Here is a 17,979-nt window from a genome sequence, read left to right as displayed (position 1 = left end):
TCGCCAGCGATCCGGAGGCGCGCTCCGGCGTCGGCCGCATTGGGTGCTATTTAGTAATAAGAAAGAGCGAGGGTGCAACTCTTTGATTTTCATCAAACCGAACCGTCACGAATTGACGGCCAACCGTCAGGATCAGTCGGCGTACCGACAAAAAGGTCTTGCGCCTTTGTCGGTCATGTGCCAATGTGCTGTCTGTCTAGTGACAGAATCGGAGGCGGAAAATGACGGAAGTGCGACAGATTGCGGGGCTCGCTGGGAATCAAGTCAGCACCAAGCGCGGATTCCCGGTTTATCGAACCAATCCAAGCGTGCCGACCACCAGCGGACTGACAACGCGGACCAAGCGATTTCAGGTGCCGGGCGGCAGAGGTTCGGTCATCGTTGACAACAGCAGCGGCGAAATCAAAGGCATCGGCGGCATGGGCTTCTGGTGGGAAGAGGAAGTTGACAGCAGCCGATTCGTGAAGATGTTCCTCGACGGCATCAAACAGGCGGCGGATCTCTCCAAGACAGGCCTGCAGGTGTTCGAACTCGTCTACCACGAAATGCGGGCGAATCCTGGCTCCGACGAAATCAAGCTCAATCAGTACGTCGCCAAGGATCACGGTATCAGCGACCGCACGTATCAGCGCGGGGTGCGGGAACTGCTGGAAAAGGAATTCCTGTACCGCAGCCCCAGCGACGGCGTGTTCTTCGTCAACATCCGTTTCATGTTCAACGGGGACCGTCTGGCATTCGTGCGGACGTACCATCTCAAGGGCGCGGGCCGGCAACAGGAACTTCAACTCGGAGACATGGCGTCCCTCCCCTCGCCTGGTTCGGCCGCTACCGAATGCGGTGGATCCAACGTACCAACCTGATACGCAACATACTGAATCAACTTGGGTTAAGGATGCTTGGGCCTCAAGTCGAACCTCGACCACTTTAGCCGCCGATCATAGGTAGGCGCGACGGTAGGCCATTATACAATTACCGACACATCCCGGTGGTTTTCTGGGCATGCACTCGAACGCCGAGGATAATGCCGAAAAGCTCGAGCAATAAATGCGATTGTACATTTTGAGGAGTAGCCCGTACCGTAAACTTGTCATGGATCGTACGGTCGGTGGACTCCAGAGAACGGCCATGCCCCAAGAAATACTCTACTGCAACGGGGATTACAATCCTTGTGAATCTAGGACTGTCCGTCCTGATGTGTACAGCAATAACCCGGTTCGGCGTCGTCTGCGACCGGCGCATTGGTATCGACGGGCAACATTTTTTTGAGTTTCAAACGCATGGGAGTCACGATATGAGTTGGCAGCAACATGTTGGCGTCAAGGCAACACCCGTCCAATCTCACAAAGGTGCCTCAAGAGAGGAATTGGAAGACTGGCGGATCGCTGATTTTACGGTTGGTTATGTCGATACGGAGGCGGTCCTCAGCGGACAACTGCGTATTTTTCACGGTGCCACCAATCTGACCCCTGACGATATCACTCTTCACTTCGAGACTGCACAGAAGATTCGAATCTGCATCATGGATGCGGCCGGCAACGTGGCGTATGAAACGCCGCTGGATCAAGTACCGCAACCGAACGATCAACTCATTGCCTCGACAGAAGGGACCTATTGGCTTGAAACCGTTGGCCTCGATCCAGCGGTCTTTCAGGCAAACCAGCCATACGTCATTCGCGCGATGTTGCGAGCCACCAACCTCCCCGCGATGGCCTCCGTTCCATTGTCCATTAGGCCACAGGGGGGCAAAATATGAACGGAACGCCGGTCACCGATCCCCCCGTGGTGCTGCATGGCGATGCCCGCCTCCTGCTGCATGAGGATGCGATCGGCGCAATTCTGCACGGGCTTCGAATCGCACACCCTAAACTGTTTGTATTCGGCTCGTTCGACGTCCCGTTGGGTGAAGTGCGGCCACCCATTTCCATTCCGACCCCTCACAATGCGCCGCCAGTCATCGTGAACTACCGTGTGGACATTAGCGAGGTCCATGTGGACCTGCCGCCGGCCAGCGCGGACTACCACAGTTTTCCCAATCCTCATGTTCTTCAGAACCAGGAGGCAGCGCTGTTTAGCCGAATAATCATCGATCTGGCCGGTGACCCCCCCTCCACATGGAGAGAGCAGTTTGCACTCCTGGTTTGGATGCACACAGCCCTGACATCTCTGACCGACGAAGGAATTATCTTTCGGCTCTTAAGAGTGGCGCTTCGAATTGTGAATGTGCAGGACCTGGGCATCTTGAACGCCTGCACCCATATCTTGAATCAATATCTTGCGAGCGCCGTCGTGGCTGTTCGGGTTCCGATCGGACGAGTAATGAATAGCAAGGTGTTTGGCGCGACATTGGACGACATCGCATTGCAACTCAACGCCGGCGATGTGCAAGTGTCGATATCGAGGTAGGGTTCCATGCCCAATCAATTGCAGGCAAACGAAATTGTTATCGCGGCGACCGGCCCTGCGATCAAGCGTGTACTCGATCCGTTCTTGATTCACGACGTGTACGGCTCAAAGATCGTTTTTGATAAGAACGGCTGCGGCCTGTATGCCCGGCTGATCATCGATTATGACATCACCCAGGCGGACGTGCGGCTCCAGCACCCCCATTTCGTATTCGAGGACTTGGAACTTGATCTGACACTCCGGTTCCGATTTCGAATCGATTTCGGTGAACTCTATGATTGCTTGAGGAGGCACCTCCCCCTACCGCCGCGCTGTATCAAGCTCTGTATTCCATTTACAAACAAATGCTGGAGAAAGTGCATACCGTTGGGAAGCGCCAGCGTCAACGTCCCGATTCCCTTGTCCTTTGATCTCACGGGCCTCTATATTCCGAAGGTCGAGCCAATACCAGGGCAGGACAAGTATCGCGTCTATCCCGAACTGAGTTCGATCAGCCCGCTTTTTTTGGATGTGGGAAGGACCATCGAGCGTATTTGTCATGCTATCGCCGACGTGCTGCCGTGGCCGCTGGACATGGTCGCCCACTTGTTATGCACGGTGTTTGGCCAAGTGTTCGATTTTCTGGAGGATGCCATCAACTGGTTGGCAGTCAATCTGACCAAACTCCTCTTTGATAAGACCGGTGGATGGATCGGACTTCATTTGCGCTTCGCGCCACTTCTTGAATTCGATAAGTATCGACTTCCAGGCACGGGAACTTCGCCCGCCAACCCCGCCATTCCGTTACTCGTGGAAGAGCCCAGTGCTGCCGTCAATACGGCCAATGAATTGGACGTTCGCAGTCGCTTTTTCCCGTATCCTTAACAGGCCGCATGCGACTATTCTATTCGAATCGAGGCAAGCTGCTTGGAAAGATTGACGAGGAAATCTCAATGAATATCAGGTTAAGAAAAAGTCGGCGATTCTGCCGACGGTCAAGACAGGTAGCCGTTGGTTTTGAGCCACGGCTCGATGGCTTCCTCAAGGATGTCCTGGAGCGTGTTTGGCTCCTTACCTTCGAGTTGCCGCTCCAGTGACGCGCGCTTGAGCGCCCGTGCGTAGTCGTCGCGGATGCGCGTGCTGATCGGCACGCGGCTCAAGGTGGTGGCGGTGGCGACTGTGTTTGGCTTGGCCGGCTCCTTGTCGCCGAAAACGAACGTTTTTTCCTTGCTCACGTTGATCGGCGGCGGCGTGGCTTTCAATCCCTCGGTCAGTGAACGTCGTTCGGCCATCGCTTGCACTCCCCTACCCTTTCATCGCCTGATGTTTCGCGGCCGGCGTCACGGCTTCCGGCAGTATCTCGCGGAAGAGCGCGTCGGCTTCATGGGCGGCTTCGCGGGCGCGGGCGCCCAAATTCCAGACGACGGACCCCTGTCCCGGCGCGTCGGCGTAAATCTGACGCAGAATCATCGCGTTTGAAGCCAGCGGCAGTGACAGCGCCGCCGCGGCGTCCTTCATGTCCTGCGTCAGTCGGTAATTCTTTCCGATCATGCTCAGGACGATGATGGCCTTGGGTATCCCGCCTCGTATGTCCTGAGCCTGGCGCAGTACCTCGGTCGCCTTGGCCAGTGCTCGAACCTCCAGCATGCTCGCCTTGCACGGGACAATAGCAAGGTCGCCGCGCAAGAGTAGCGCACGGCTGGTCTCGGTCTGGCTGCCCGGCCCGTCGGCTACGACGTAGTCAGCGTCCTGGGCCAGAATCGGTAGCTCATTCAATATGATGTCGGGACTGTCGAGGCGGACTGCCTTCACCTCGGGTATCGCCTCGCGTATCCATTCGGAGGATGACTGCTGCGTGTCGCAGTCGGCGAGCGTCACCTTGTGGCCTTGCTCATGGAGCCACGCGGCTAGATGGACGGACAGCGTCGATTTGCCGACGCCGCCCTTGGAATTCGCTACGACGATAATCATGCCTGATGGATAGCATGATTTCATGAAGGCTGGCAAGCAGTATTTACATCCGGCATGCAAGCTCGCCGTCTTGCAAGCAATCTGTCATGCTTGCGCTCTCGCAATCAATCCTGATTGCTTTCCATCCGCCTTGCTATCCTGCCGTCCTGCAATCTGTCATGCCAGACTGATGACATTCCATCATGCTTTCATGCAGGCTTTCACGGTGAAAGTAGTCCTTAGCAGCGCTAAGGGGAGACGTCTGACAACATTTTTTCGTTTGCCATTATTCGGCGTACCACGTTCCTTCAGGCTTGAAAACGGATTCGATTACAGCGTGCTTTCAGGCGGTTGGTAGGCAGGGATTGCCGAGCGGTCGTTCCATTTCGGTACATGGGACAAAGCCGAATTGACTGCCGTATAAGGCCGTCGCCGTCGGGTTCTCACCGGCGGCTGGGACCCGATGCGACCGGCCGGCGGCGAGGTGCCTGGTCACGCCTTCGCAGCACCACATCTGCCGGCAAGGCTCCGAGCCGGGGGGATTCTCGTTGGATTTCAAGGGCAAGCGTCGAGACAGGCGATGCCCCGCCTGGCGCGGACCGTGCGGACCGAGGCATCGATTAGCGTGCGCCCGCACGGTCTGGCTCAATCAGACACGCGGTGATACCATGCACGCGTAGAATCCGGGCTCGTGCTCCGCAACCGCCAGACTTGGAGGTTAACACGGATCTACGACCGTCAGTGGCCGTGTCTCCGCCGCAATCAACGGCTCGGACGGAAGCCGACTTTCGAGGAAATGGACCGTTACGTCGGACCGTATGGAGTTCGGCTATATCGAAGTCGCGAAGGCTGAAGCGATGAAGGCTAGGCGTGGCACCCGACGGAAGAGGCCGACTAATTCAGCGGTTAGTCCGTGTACGCATGAGCTGGCTGGCCTCCTTGCATTGAATCATCTCCATCTCTCTCTCCCCAACGACCCTAACTTGTGGGCCGATGTTCTCAAAGATACTTCCATTACGCAACAGCCGATGCGCCGTATCGTCGCAGTCGTTGGCGCGGGAGCAAGTATCTCGGCGGGCTTGCCGACGACCAAACAGGCGATTGAACGAATAAAGTCCGTGATTGGCCCGCAGATTGAGCGCGAATTGGACCGCTTAGTCTTAGAATACCGCCTTCGCCGAGATGAATTCGAGACCGTGCTGTTGGCTGCTAGCCGCCTAAATCGCGATGACGTGCTCGATGAACTCCGAAAACTGTTCAGCTTGCGTTATCGTCCCTCATTGACTCACGAAATCTTGGCGCACCTGCTCAAGCACCGCTTTGTGGATGCAGTCATCAACTTCAATTTTGACGAATCGTTAGACCACTCTCTTAGGGATGAATTGGGCGGCCCCCAAAACTATCTCCATGTAATCTCGGATGGCGATTGTCCACCTGTGATCGAACGCGAATTGAACGCACATCACCGTTTCAGTATGCCGGTGTACATCAAACCACATGGTACTGTCAGCCACAAATCCACCATGCGGTTCACACGGGGTGATTATTATCTCCTCCCCGGTGATATCAAACTACTCTTGCAGAAGCTCTTGTCGGATATGCCTATATGTCTGATCGTCATTGGATTCAACATGCAGAGCTTTGAGTTCAATGATATTGTGGCACGGTGCATGAAATCGAAGGATGACCGGATTTACACCTATACGTGCGAGCCAAGACCAACTCATGATCCGGATTTTTGGGAACCCGTCTGTAACGATGATGGCAGTGTCAGGCTGCCGGGCATCAGGGCGCTTTACAGCCGCAAGCGTCATGGCCACATCGACCCCAAGGGGCAGCACACTCTGGATGTACATATGCGTGCACTGTGGAGAGAGGTTGAGCGTAAATTCAACAGGCAATTTGCAGCTCGCGGTATTGCCCGACATGAATTCATTTGCTCTCTCTTTCAGAACTATGACCCCTCAACGCACGCGAGCGATTATCTGTATGACCGCACTCTTGCGGAACTTGCACTCGCCACTTTGAAGGCGAAGGGCTTCGTTAATACGCGGGTGCTTCAAAAGGGTCGTACCGGAAGTTTTTTTGAGCTGTGGCGCGAATGCACAGGTGAGCCAACGACTTTGTACGAGTTATGTAAGCATTCCATGGGGCTTGAGAAGTGCAGCTACTCGCGCGAAGCGCTGAGAGTGCCTGCTGCCGCCAGATTGAAGGTGTCAGAACGAGCGAGGGTTCTCACGCAGCCCGAGTTTAATAAAGTGGGGGACCAATTTTGCAGGAGATTCGTAGCATCATTGAGGGGGCCGTGGCGCAGCGTAGGCGTATGGCGCCGTTGGATGGTCAGGTCATTCAATGAGATGTTTTTTGGTAATGAGGTCGAGGTCGTCAATACGACTCGGTCGGCTGTTCGGCATGAATTGTGTGCCAACCCTCGACCACTTGATACGCTTACTGCGTTACAGGCGCTCGCGTTGAACGAACTTCGAAACGACGAATGGGACACCCTGCTGTGCGTTGCGGAGACAGGGGAATGGCTGCTCAAGTCACCTGTCTTTGACCTTCTCAGGCAGCGAAAAAAGCGAAGGATCGCGATCATCGTGGCGGATCTCACGCAGACTGATGGGCTGGTGTCGTTAGGTTGCAATTATAGGAAGCTGAATTGGTGGTTGCACAACCAACACATGACGCTGTTCATCCGGGGTGAGGGGCACGTATTGAATGCATTCTTCTTCGAGCGTAGACTGCGAGATCCTAGAATTGTTCCCGTAATGGTTGAGGGTGGCGATGCATATCCTTTACTCAGGGTGTTCTTCGCGTACTGGATAAAGGCGGACAAGAAACGATTGGTAAATCCTAAACCGATCGAAGACGAGGAAGTTGTGCAAGCGCAGAAGAACTACTTTGCATCGGAGAAATTTGTTTTTCCTCGAGTGCCGCGGCAAACACACGGCCGCACGAAGCGACGAGCTCGCGGAAGCCCGCGTCAAGCACGCCGCAATCGTTCGCCATAAACGGCAGCATGGCTAGCCTCCTTCCATGCGGCCTCGATGCGCCGGCAGGCGTACCGGAAGTAGACCGGATCGCGTTCGATGCCAACGAAGCGCTTGCCCGCGAGAATCGCGGCAAGGCCGGTGGTCCCGCTGCCGAGAAACGGGTCCAGGATGCTGTCCGCGCGGACGGAGTCGCAGACGTAACGCACCTGTTCCAGCGGGCGAGGGCAGGGGACGGGATTGGCGGGGTCGTAGCCATCCATCGGCGTCAAGTCGGCCACGTGCCAGTCCTTCGGCAGTTCGTCGCGCAGGAGGGAGCGACCGCTCCAGAAGATGACCGGGTCCCACGCTAGCGCGGGGATGCGCCCCCGCCGCTGGGGATAGAGTTTGCAGGCGGCGATGATGCGGTAGTCGGCCGGGAAGTAGCGATGCCAGAGCGGCGCTTTGAGGGGACTCTGCCAGACGAAGCACGGCCCGTTGGCGGTGACGCGGATCAGCTCGGGGACTAGCCGAGCCATCATGGCGTCGTACTTAGCGGGTGCGTCGTCGTAGCTGCGGTACTTGAAGCCGATGCCGTACGGTGGGTCGGTGACAACGGCCCCGATGCCGGAAAGCGTGGGCAGCACGTCGAAGCAATCGGCCCGATAGAGGGTGGCGTTGCCAATGACGACCTTCTCGACAGGCGCAGCGGGAGCGGGAAGCGTGCGCCGCGCCTGGTAGAACGGATTGACGGCGGTGCTGGTCATGACCGTGCCTCCTCGGCCAGTTCGGCCTCGTAGTGGCCGTGGGCGCGGAAAAGGACTTCGTGCACGTCGAACCCTTGCCGCTCGGCGTAATGAAGGAGGTCGGCGATCAGGTCGTAAACGGCGGTCTCCAAGTCGCCGCGGTCCATCGTGTCGGGATGGTCGCCCGCGTAGGTGGTCGCGGTGAATACCGCGAGCGCCTGCTTGGCCCATTCGGCGCGGTTTGCGTTGGTCGGTTCTGTATTCATGGTTCAATTCTCCTTGCATGAAATGGGGCGGGCCGAAGCCCGCCCCGGTTGAACGACTACTCTTTTGGTTCCGATACGACGCGGAGCGTGATGCGTCCGTCGAGCGGAACGGCCTCGATCTGGAGGTTGAAGCCCTTGCCGTCGGCGTGCGCCCAGGCGGCGCCGATGCGGGTCCAGATAGCCTTGCCGCCTTCGCGGTCGCGCACCTGGTAGGCGACGTGCGTCGGGGTCTTGGACGTTTGTCCGGGGTTGTTCTTGGCGTCAGTCATGATTCGTCTCCTTTGTAAGTGTCCGGTCGCGACCATCGCGGCCTGAGGGCACTCTGAAAAAAGCCGCAACAGTCCGGGGGCGAAGCCAAGCGCCAAGCGCACCGGTCACAGCGGAAAATGGTGGGTCCCCGAAGGGGGAAACGATTTTCTGCTTGACCGGCCCGGCGGCGGCTTTAAGTGCCATAAGGAAGGCCGCGGGCGTGGCAGGCACGGAAAAGGAAAAGACGAATCTCTGGCGACAAGGCAAGACCGGCAGTCCAAAGACCCGAACGCCGGCGCGAAGTGCGCAGCGAATCGCGGCAACTGGACTCGCGGAAGGAGCGATGCGAATCTCGCACGCGAGGGTTGCAACCGGCGCGGGCCGTGCATCAATGCGATACGGACGCGCGCTCCGATGTATCACTTTGAATCGAAAGCGAGAGTTCAACCGGCGGACTTCGTGAAAGAAACATCAAATGCGGGCGATTGTTAACTGATTTGAAGTAATCGCGACGTAGAATCGAGGTATGCTTCGCATCATCCAGAACACCACGCCGCAAGGCGCTCGCACGTACTATTCCACGGCCGATTATTACTCGGAAGGTCAGGAGCTTACCGGCCATTGGCGCGGCGAGGGAGCCAAGCGCCTCGGTCTTGAAGGAACCGTGCAGCAGAAAGACTGGGACGCGCTCTGCGACAACCGCGATCCCAACACGGGCAAAGTGCTGACTGCGAGGCAGAATCAGGGCCGTCGCGTCGGCTATGACTTCAACTTCCACGTGCCGAAGAGCGTATCGGTGCTTTACGGCGTCTCGAAGGATGATCGCATCCTGGAGGCATTCCGCGAGTCGGTCGATGCCACAATGCGGGACATGGAAGCGGAAATGCAGACCCGCGTCCGTGCGAAGGGACAGAACGACGACCGCTTGACAGGCAACATGGTGTGGGGCGAGTTCATCCATACTACGGCGCGTCCGGTGGATGGCGTGCCAGACCCGCATCTTCATGCTCACGCGTTCGTTTTCAACACGACCTGGGACGAAAAGGAAGGCCGCTGGAAGGCCGCGCAGTTCGCGGGCCTCAAACGCGACGCGCCGTACTTCGAGGCGGTGTTCCATTCGCGGCTGGCGCGGAAGCTGGAAGAACTCGGGCTGCCGGTGGAACGCACAAAAAAGGGATGGGAGCTTGCCGGTGTGCCGAAGCCGGCGATGGAAAAGTTCTCGCGCCGCACGGCGCTCATCGAAGGCAAGGCGCGGGAGAAGGGAATTACGAGCGCCGAAGTGAAGGGCGAGCTCGGCGCGAAGACGCGGGAGCGTAAGCGGAAGGACCTGACCTTCGATGAATTGCGCCGGGAGTGGAATGGGCGGCTGTCTTCGGAGGAACTGGCGGCGCTGGAATCCGTCAAGGGTCGGCTCGGACGTGCAAGCATCGCGGAGGATGATCGTCTCGCCGGGGAAGCGGTCGCGCGGGCGGTCGAGCATTCGTTCGAGCGAAGCTCGGTGGTGCCCGAGCGTAGGCTGCTGGCTGCGGCGCTCAAACGATCCTACGGCGCGGCCTCGCCGGAGACCGTGCTCAGGGAAGTGGGCCGGCAAAACCTCGTCGGAGCGGAACGAGATGGAAGGCGGCTGGTGACGACCGCCGACGTACTAAAGGAAGAAACGCGAATGATTGATTTCGCGCGGCGGGGCAGGGGCACCTGTCGTCGCCTGGGCGACGGTTCGCATGTCTTCAAACGTGACTGGCTAAATTCCGATCAGCGAAGCGCCGTGCTGCACGTCCTCAACTCGCCGGACCGTGTCATGCTCATTCGCGGCGGGGCCGGTACGGGCAAGACGACGATGATGACGGAGGCCGTCGAAGCGATTGAGGCGCACGGCAAGCACGTCTTCACCTTCGCGCCATCGGCCGACGCCTCGCGCGGCGTGCTGCGGCGGGAAGGATTCGCCGACGCCGAAACCGTCGCCCGGCTGCTCGTGGATCAGGAGCTACAGTCGCGGGCGCGCGGACAGGTGCTGTGGATTGACGAAGCCGGCCTGCTCGGCACGAAGACGATGGCGCAGGTCTTCGACCTGGCGGAGCGCCTGGATGCCCGCGTGATTCTCTCCGGGGACCGAAGGCAGCACGGGTCGGTCGAACGCGGGGCGGCGCTGCGTCTCTTGGAGGAAGAGGCGGGGCTGGTCCCGGCCGAAGTCCGCGAGATACAGCGACAGAAGGGCGCGTACAAGCAGGCGGTTCAAGCGTTAAGCGAAGGCCGGACGGAAGAGGGGTTCCGGCAACTCGACAGGCTGGGCTGGGTGCGCGAAGTCACGGAAACGGATCGCTACAAGGCGTTGGCGGAGGACTATGTCGCCACGGTCGCCGAAGGGAAGACGGCCATAGTTGTGAGTCCGACGCACCGGGAGGGCGAGTGGATTACCGATGAAATCCGCTCCCAACTCAAGCGCGCCGGCCGGCTCTCCGGCGGCGAGCATCACGTTCTGACGCTCCTTAACGCCAATCTCACCGAAGCCGAGCGGAGCGACTCGTTGAACTATTCGCCGGGTGACGTGCTGGTGATGCACCAAAACGCCAAGGGCTACCGGAAGGGCGAACGCGTGGTCGTGGGGAGCGATCAGTTACCGCTCGTCGAAGCCGCTAGGTTCACCGTTTACCGACCCGACCTCCTGCCGGTCGCGCCGGGAGACGTTCTGCGAATCACGCGAAATGGGACTACGGCCGACGGCGGGCACCGGCTCAACAACGGCGCGACTTTCGCCGTGAAAGATTTCGACGCAAAAGGCAATATTGTTCTGACGAACGGCTGGAAGATTGCCCGCGACTTCGGGCACATTGCCTATGGCTACGTCGTAACAAGTCATGCGAGCCAGGGGCGCACCGTTGACAGAGTCCTGATAGGCGAGTCAGCGCAGAGTTTTCCGGCGGCGTCGCGCGAGCAATTTTACGTTTCCGTCTCGCGCGGTCGGCAGCGGGCGACGATCTACACCGACGACAAGCAAGCGCTGCTGGAAGCCGTCAGCCGCTCCGACGACCGGCTTTCGGCGACGGAGTTCCTGAACGGCCGCAATCATCGCGAGCGGGCGCTCGCCTTCGAGCGGCTGGAACAATTGCTGCCGGCGGTGTCCGACGCGCATCGGGATGCTCAACTGGAGCAACGGAGAATGGACCATGACCGGTAGGATTCTGGAGAAGTATGCCGGCCGCAACGGGGCAGGCAACGGCGTAACCGATGCGCCAATCGGCGATCAGGGTGAAATCGACGACCTGGGCTGCTTCGGGTGGCTGCGGGGAATCCGAGACCGGTCGCTCTCCCTGGAACTTCGCAAGGCGAACGGAAACATTGTTGCGATCCCGTATCACGCAATCGACCGTTTCGAGTTCGACCCGTCAGAAGGTATCAAGCTGATCGTGTGCGGGCGAGAAATCTGCATCAAAGGTCGGCATCTGAATAGCGAGATTCGTCCTACGACTCGCTTATTCCAGGGTCTGACGCGGCACCGTGTCTCGTGGCTGCGGGAAACCAACTCCCGCGAAAGCGTGTCCGTGGGCGACGGAGCGACCGCGATCGATGCTATCGTCTGGTGAGCGATTACGGCAGCGGATCAGCGGTCTCGGCCGTGACTGCGATGGTTTTTGCGTTCCTTGTGGTTGATCTCACGCAGGAGCGGCTGGAGCATCTGCACGACGGAAGCCGCCGCCATGACCCCCATGCAAATCATGGCCACTTTGTTGAAGACAACGGCGTCGTCTTTCGGCGCGTGCTTGGCCATCATCTGCGCCGTGTTGGCAAGGTGTAGCGGGTTCGGCGTCGTCATGTGTCGTCCTATTCAATTCTTGGGTCATGATAGCAGAGATTCGCATTCTCGTGTGTGATACTTTTGTGACAATGTTCGCATTCATTCACAGCTCTGCGCCACAGGTGTTGCTACCGCGCGGCCAGCTGCGTCCAAGACGCTACTCGTCACACAATGTTCACAAATATGGACAGGATTAACCTCTTATTAATGATTACATGGTACCGTGTATGAGAGCTATTCATTGAACAAAACTGTCCATAACATGGAAGAACCGGAGGTCATCAACTACGCGCTGCTCGGCGCAATTGGCGCCGACGAGCCTGAGACTATTGCCCGTTTGATTGAGAAAGGAGCTAATGTTGACTTTCGCGATCGCAGCGGACGAACGGCTTTACATTTGGCGGCCGAGAAGGGAAGGCCCGAATCGATAAAAGCGCTAATTACCGCAGGTGCAGATATACACCTGCGGAATGCGAAGGGTCGCACAGCATTATATTCGGCGATTTTCGGGCTAGATTCCCGAGCAGTCGAAGAGCTGATTAGCGCTGGTATTGATGTTAACGCAAGAGACGAGAAAGGACTCACCGCTGAGGAAGTTGCAAGAAAAGCGATGATGTACGCCCTAGCCGATGATATCAGAAAATTATCTCGGGACCAGGAAAGCAGCACACAAAGCAAGTCCCGCTAATCATTACCGATGACCATGATATCGGCTTGCACGATGGTCCTTAAGGGTTCTATCGAATCTTAAATAGCTTATCGATCAGTGATTGTGCTATCGCACTCCCCGTTGGCGAGCTTGGTTTATATGACTCGCTTAGCCCAAGGAGCGAGAGTAACTTCCTCCCTTCGACGTTTGATTTTCCGCTAACTGCCCATTCCCTCGCACGCGCGGTCATCTCGACGGGTGGCCGAAAATAGTGGTCCGCCTCGTCTAGGTGCTCTAGGTGTCTGTTGAGACCATTGCGTTCGATGTTCAGATAGGCGATTGACGCCGTAAAAGCACAATCACTTTCGGTACCTCCCTGCATGTCATCGGGCAAACGCCATCCAAGGGCTGCTAGTAATTCCTGATGGTCGGCAGCGATGCAGTCTATCATCCCATCGCCCATAACGTTTAAGTGGGACGCACGCTCAACGATGTCACCCGATTCCGGCATTGGATAAAGGTACTCCGCTATTGCGTCGTCGGCCGCGCAGTTTTCTGACCCCGATTCTGAAAATAATTCTTCCAAAAGGCGTTCATATATGGCGTGCCAGAAGCGAAAATAATCAAGCATCTGTTTGCCAGTGCGATCAGGAAACGCGATGACCCCCGCATACTCTGCACGAAGCGATTCTATCCATTTTTCAAAAGTTGCGAGTTCCCATGCAGGATTACCGGTGACACAGAAATCTGCCTGATGAAGCGCTAATGCTGAGTATTCGGTAACAATAGAACTAAAATTGCACGCGACGCACATGAATCGAGGTTGTCCACCGAGCGCCAACGCAAGTGCTCGATAGAGCCGTTGCCAACTCTGGATTTCCTGACCTAGTGCTGGGACGGGCTTGCGAAAATGCCAGTATTCATGTTCAACTGCAAGTGTTGAAGCAATCTGTTCTATGTTCCCTCGCGTTCCCGGCGTGATGCCAGGATTGTCCATGGTGACGGCTCGCACGGTGAGCCCAGTGAATTCAGCGAGCGCCTTCGTAAAGGCAAGTGCTAGTGTCGAATCTTTACCTCCTCCCCAAAAGACGACGGCTTTAGCCGACGACACCGTGCCGCGATTGGCATCGCATGCGGTATGTAGCCGTGCTGCGAGACGGCTCAGCATCTCAGCGGCGAGGGGACTTAGTTTTCGTATTAGATCGAATACTTTCATCTTTGGCTCCTCCCACCGCTCGCACAGCGTCATTCAAAGCTTTGATATCTTTGGGAAGATCGTAGGAGTTATTCCAGAGGTTGTTGAAGTACTTTCCATATTCTTCAGCTGTGCTGCGCGAGAATTCAACCCGGCCTCCTGTCGGCTCTCGGGATTCAGCATCAAGCGACCAGAGAAAAGTGCATTTATCATCGAATATCCCAAAATCGATCGTTTCAGGTGGTGGACCCCTCAGAGCAGCGTGTTTGGAGAAGTCCTCCTTGAGAATATATCGGTTTTGTATTTTGCGAAGATTCTTGTTAAGCTCGACAATGTGTCTGAGTTCGTCAATACTGTCGAGAACAAACACCCTCTCGATTTGAACGTGCTGGAAGTCTGCCTTCAGGTCTTGCAGCAAGATCCCCCGGTATGCATTTTCAAAGTACCTGGGATGGACATAGCTCGTCGCTCGGAAGCGCTTGCGCGCGCGCCACACAAGGTCAATCCAAACCTGGTTCATTTCGTCGCTTGCGACTACCTCTCGGATGTGGCTCAGGACCAATAGTAGCTGATCAAAGTCACAGTTCTTGATGCTTCCAAGCACGTCGCCGAATCGTTGATGTACTCTTTTGACGCGCCTCGATTGCCTTTCCCAAATGACCGAAGCAAATATTGTTGTAAGCATTCCCATCATGATCGCGCACATCATTTCTACTGGGTCGTTAGGCTTGGAAGCCTTCCAGGATATGACTGTCGCGATAATACCAAGGCCGACTTCGACGGCCTTCGGCACGAATTCGCTTTCATCGTCGCGTTTGTCTTTTCGTCGCGATGGCACTCTAACGCCTCCCACGAAACCTCTGTCAGTTGTTCGGGCCGGGAGTGAGCCAATCCCGGTCATGGGTGTTGCAAGCCTGATGTTGTCGCGTTAGCCGTTCAATGAACCGGCAAAACGATACTCTTCATCCTCATGCCAAGGGTGCTTGGCCTATTGTCCGCTAGTGACGTCCACCGCTTAAGGCGGGATTACGATAAGGCACGGTGCCAAATATGGCAACGGGGTTAGATCGAAATCCGTTCCACCACGTTCCTAGTTACCTCGCGATCGCGGCGGTCGTAGAGCCGCGTCGTGCGAGGGTCGGCATGGCCGAGTAGTTCCTGCACGTCTTCAAGTGGTACCCCCTGTTCCAAGAGATCGGTCGCCGTAGTGGCTCGAAAGGAATGGCACGTCAGGATTGACGGCAGGCCCGCGGCGGCGAGACGTCGCTTCACCATGCGGTGGATGTCCTTGGCCTGGAGCGGACCCTCCGATAGCTGGTCTGTCCGGCCGCGTGCGGCGCGGAAGAGCGGCGCATCGGGGTTGCTCGGGTCAGCGAGTGCGTTGTACTCCTCGATGTAACCTTGCAAGTCGTGCCGGCACGGTATCTGCCGATCCGCGCCGCCTTTCTCGTCGAATCGCAGATAGTATTGACGGCCGTCGGTGTAGAAATCGCGAAGCCTCAGCTTCGAGACCGCGCCTGCCCGGCAGGCAGTGTACATCAAGGTGGCGAGAATCGCACGATCGCGCAGACCAATCACGTTGGAAGTGTCGATTGAATGGAGCAAGAGGCGGGCTTGGGCGGGATCAGTCGCGGGCGTTTTTCCGGTGACGTTTCGCACGACCGGGCCGCGGACGGATGATGCCGGATTCAGGGCGACGGCGTGGCGCTGCACGAGCGCGTCGAAAAACTTGCGGATCGCTGCAAGGTGGAGCTTCCGCGTCGGCTTCGATGCCGGCTTTCCATCAGAAGTCATGAGCGTCCGGATGTAGTGGCCCACGCCGCCCGGCGGGATGCGCGCAAGCTCAAGCCCTTCCGCCGCGCACCAAAGCAGGAAGCGGTGAACCGCATAACGGTAAGCCTTGCGGGTATAATCGCTGGCGATCTGATCGCCGAAGAACTCGGCATAGGCGAATCTTGCGTTTACCCCTGCCTCGACGACGACGATCGGCACCTCGGCAGCGTCGAGCAGTGTCAACTCGCGTGGTGGTTGAAGAATGATGGAAGTTTCACTCAAGCGCCCTCCGAGCCACGGAAAGTTGACGAAGCGTTAAGTGCGTTCCGCCAGGTTAACTAGAAGCTATCCCAAAACCTCTTTGAGCAACAGGAGCGTGCAGCCCAGATGAAGAAATCCGCAGAACAGCGGAGTCGATTTTTCCCAGCGAATGCACAGTCGCCGGAAGTTTTGGAACCACCCGATCGTGCGCTCGACGGTCCAGCGACGTTTGTAGCGGCGCAGCGGTCGGCCATCCTGCGTCTTGTTCTCGGCCTTGCGATTGCTGCGGTGCGGCGCGATCAGTTCAATGCCCTGCTCCGCCAATTCCTCGCCCAGGCGATCGCTGTCGTACGCCTTGTCGCCGACCAATCGCTCCGGCAACGCATCGCTCAGCATGAACTCAAACAGCCGCTGCACCAATTGGCTTTCGTGCGGACTGGCCGACGTGGTATCGACGGCCATCGGGAGGCCCCGGGCATCGACCAGCACCATGATTTTCACGCCTTTTCCGGCCTTTGTGCAGCCGATGCCGTCGCCGCCACCCCGCGCCTTGCAGAACGTGCCGTCGATGAAGCATTCATACACTCGATAGCCGTCGCCTTCCTCGACACAGCGTCCCGCTTCGCGCATCACGTTCTCGAAGACGCCTTCGTTCGTCCACTTCTGAAACCAGCGGTGGACCGTGCTCTTCGAGCCGAAGCGGCGCGGCAGGTCTTTCCATTTTGCACCATTGTCGAGCATCCAAAAGATGCCGCGAACGAGCCTTCGCTTGTCCGCCGTGGGCCGACCGCCCAGGGGGCTGACGGGCGAATTCGGAATCCGTTCCAACAACCAGTCCAATTGTTCATCCGTGAGTTTCAGCATAATGTTGTTATACGCACGAAACTCAAAAGGGTTTTGGGATAGCTTCTAAGGGTATATAACTACTTTTGTCTACCATAATAATATTACGCTTGCAACTTCAATTCGAAGGGTCAGCGTGATCGAGAGGAACGACACATGTAATGCGATCGGCTCGAATTATCCGGAACGAGTTGGATTTCGGGAAGTACTACTGACGTGAATGTGTTTCGGTGACAGTGTTGATCGTCAATGTGATCGAAGCGAAATCGTCCCGTTCCCGGCATGTGTCCTGGATTCGCCTGCAAGAGCGACGGTTTCGTAGTCTTAGGGCAGCGTAGCGCTAGATGAAAATGCCGTAGTTCGGCTGATAGCCAGTTTGCGAGAGCTTTTTTCTGGTCGTAGGTCGTCTGGGGGATCTCTGCAACATGTTGGTTCAAGATAGGACTGAGTGCCCGCGCAAACTCTTCTCTCATGATTGCGTCGACGCCATCCATGCGTCCTTTGAGTGCGTCGTAAGTCTTATTAGGGGTACGGAGCAGAGAACGGATGCAGCGCCGAAGCGCCGCAAGTTCGATTTTTGGTTCTTCTGCTCCTGACATTGTCTGCCCCGCTATATCGTTAGTATGAAGTGCGCAACCTTGCAAGCGTTAAGTGCCAACATTGGCGGGCGCACGCGGCCAGCTCCGGGCGGCTACTATTGACATAATTTGAAGGTATGATGAAACCGGTGTGGGATTCACCGTCGGAACGGCAGGTGAATGGTGAATATCTTAGAACTGAATCGTAAGCGCAAACGGCTTTCTAGGCGTGGCCGCAAGCCGAAATTTACGGCGACGGACCTGCAACGATTGCAAGAGCTTTTGCTGGAGCAACCCGATGCAACTTTGGAAGAGCTCCGAGGCC

At 57.2% G+C, this 17,979-nt stretch carries 18 protein-coding genes; 8 read left to right on the top strand and 10 right to left on the bottom strand.

What is annotated here, in order from left to right; translation table 11 throughout:
- Positions 1-221: 221 nt before the first annotated feature.
- The 4 genes from VJZ71_17545 to VJZ71_17530 all read left to right on the top strand — a co-directional run bounded on the left by VJZ71_17545 (position 222) and on the right by VJZ71_17530 (position 3,267).
- The gene (locus VJZ71_17545) at positions 222-860 is read left to right on the top strand and encodes a replication/maintenance protein RepL (GenBank protein HKQ49882.1); all 639 of its coding nucleotides are present in this window, start codon (positions 222-224) and stop codon (positions 858-860) included.
- 431 nt (positions 861-1,291) lie between these two features.
- Positions 1,292-1,753: a hypothetical protein gene (locus VJZ71_17540; protein HKQ49881.1), complete on the top strand. Its 462-nt coding sequence runs from the start codon at positions 1,292-1,294 to the stop codon at positions 1,751-1,753.
- Positions 1,750-2,403, top strand: a complete 654-nt coding sequence (locus VJZ71_17535; protein ID HKQ49880.1) for a hypothetical protein — start codon at positions 1,750-1,752, stop codon at positions 2,401-2,403. Before VJZ71_17540 ends, VJZ71_17535 begins: the two co-directional genes overlap by 4 nt.
- 6 nt (positions 2,404-2,409) lie before the next feature.
- Positions 2,410-3,267, top strand: a complete 858-nt coding sequence (locus tag VJZ71_17530; GenBank protein ID HKQ49879.1) for a hypothetical protein — start codon at positions 2,410-2,412, stop codon at positions 3,265-3,267.
- Positions 3,268-3,377: 110 nt separating this feature from the next.
- Here VJZ71_17530 and VJZ71_17525 read toward each other — a convergent pair whose 3' ends face one another.
- Together VJZ71_17525 and VJZ71_17520 are read right to left on the bottom strand one after the other, a co-directional pair.
- Positions 3,378-3,674, bottom strand: a complete 297-nt coding sequence (locus VJZ71_17525) for a hypothetical protein (GenBank protein HKQ49878.1) — start codon at positions 3,672-3,674, stop codon at positions 3,378-3,380.
- A gap of 13 nt (positions 3,675-3,687) precedes the next feature.
- Positions 3,688-4,353, bottom strand: a complete 666-nt coding sequence (locus VJZ71_17520) for a ParA family protein (protein ID HKQ49877.1) — start codon at positions 4,351-4,353, stop codon at positions 3,688-3,690.
- Positions 4,354-5,315: 962 nt separating this feature from the next.
- Here VJZ71_17520 and VJZ71_17515 point away from each other — a divergent pair.
- Positions 5,316-7,343, top strand: coding sequence for an SIR2 family protein (locus tag VJZ71_17515; protein ID HKQ49876.1), 2,028 nt, complete (start codon positions 5,316-5,318; stop codon positions 7,341-7,343).
- Here VJZ71_17515 and VJZ71_17510 read toward each other — a convergent pair.
- From VJZ71_17510 to VJZ71_17500, 3 genes are read right to left on the bottom strand one after another with little or no spacing between them, the layout of a single operon-like run.
- Positions 7,316-8,068, bottom strand: a complete 753-nt coding sequence (locus VJZ71_17510) for a site-specific DNA-methyltransferase (GenBank protein ID HKQ49875.1) — start codon at positions 8,066-8,068, stop codon at positions 7,316-7,318. The genes VJZ71_17515 and VJZ71_17510 overlap by 28 nt on opposite strands.
- The gene (locus VJZ71_17505) at positions 8,065-8,313 is read right to left on the bottom strand and encodes a hypothetical protein (protein HKQ49874.1); all 249 of its coding nucleotides are present in this window, start codon (positions 8,311-8,313) and stop codon (positions 8,065-8,067) included. Before VJZ71_17505 ends, VJZ71_17510 begins: the two co-directional genes overlap by 4 nt.
- Positions 8,314-8,369: 56 nt before the next feature.
- Entirely contained in the window at positions 8,370-8,582 is a 213-nt protein-coding gene (locus VJZ71_17500) for a hypothetical protein (GenBank protein HKQ49873.1), read from the bottom strand.
- 506 nt (positions 8,583-9,088) lie between these two features.
- Here VJZ71_17500 and mobF point away from each other — a divergent pair.
- Together mobF and VJZ71_17490 are read left to right on the top strand one after the other, a co-directional pair.
- Positions 9,089-11,737 (top strand): MobF family relaxase, encoded by a 2,649-nt coding sequence (gene mobF, locus VJZ71_17495; GenBank protein ID HKQ49872.1) that lies wholly within the window; start codon positions 9,089-9,091, stop codon positions 11,735-11,737.
- Positions 11,727-12,143: a hypothetical protein gene (locus VJZ71_17490; protein ID HKQ49871.1), complete on the top strand. Its 417-nt coding sequence runs from the start codon at positions 11,727-11,729 to the stop codon at positions 12,141-12,143. The genes mobF and VJZ71_17490 overlap by 11 nt, the downstream gene beginning before the upstream one ends.
- Positions 12,144-12,160: 17 nt before the next feature.
- Here VJZ71_17490 and VJZ71_17485 read toward each other — a convergent pair whose 3' ends face one another.
- Entirely contained in the window at positions 12,161-12,373 is a 213-nt protein-coding gene (locus VJZ71_17485) for a hypothetical protein (GenBank protein ID HKQ49870.1), read from the bottom strand.
- Positions 12,374-12,596: 223 nt separating this feature from the next.
- Here VJZ71_17485 and VJZ71_17480 point away from each other — a divergent pair, with 223 nt between their 5' ends.
- Positions 12,597-13,043 carry an ankyrin repeat domain-containing protein gene (locus VJZ71_17480; protein ID HKQ49869.1) on the top strand — a complete coding sequence of 149 codons (447 nt, stop codon included), beginning with the start codon at positions 12,597-12,599 and terminating at the stop codon, positions 13,041-13,043.
- Positions 13,044-13,092: 49 nt separating this feature from the next.
- On the opposite strand, the gene VJZ71_17475 is transcribed toward VJZ71_17480, so the two are convergent.
- The 4 genes from VJZ71_17475 to VJZ71_17460 form a co-directional block, all read right to left on the bottom strand.
- Positions 13,093-14,220, bottom strand: a complete 1,128-nt coding sequence (locus VJZ71_17475) for a hypothetical protein (GenBank protein HKQ49868.1) — start codon at positions 14,218-14,220, stop codon at positions 13,093-13,095.
- On the bottom strand, positions 14,174-15,037 hold the full coding sequence (locus tag VJZ71_17470) for a hypothetical protein (GenBank protein HKQ49867.1): 864 nt from the start codon (positions 15,035-15,037) through the stop codon (positions 14,174-14,176). The genes VJZ71_17475 and VJZ71_17470 overlap by 47 nt, the downstream gene beginning before the upstream one ends.
- Positions 15,038-15,261: 224 nt before the next feature.
- Complete coding sequence (locus VJZ71_17465) at positions 15,262-16,254, bottom strand: tyrosine-type recombinase/integrase (GenBank protein HKQ49866.1); 993 nt, start codon at positions 16,252-16,254, stop codon at positions 15,262-15,264.
- Positions 16,255-16,317: 63 nt separating this feature from the next.
- The gene (locus VJZ71_17460) at positions 16,318-17,097 is read right to left on the bottom strand and encodes an IS5 family transposase (GenBank protein ID HKQ49865.1); all 780 of its coding nucleotides are present in this window, start codon (positions 17,095-17,097) and stop codon (positions 16,318-16,320) included.
- Between the last annotated feature and the right edge of the window lie 882 nt (positions 17,098-17,979).

It is taken from the genome of Phycisphaerae bacterium (assembly GCA_035275405.1).
Taxonomy (GTDB): domain Bacteria; phylum Planctomycetota; class Phycisphaerae; order UBA1845; family UTPLA1; genus DATEMU01.
Note: the sequence above shows the minus strand (reverse complement) of the source record. Positions and strands in the feature narration are given on the sequence as shown.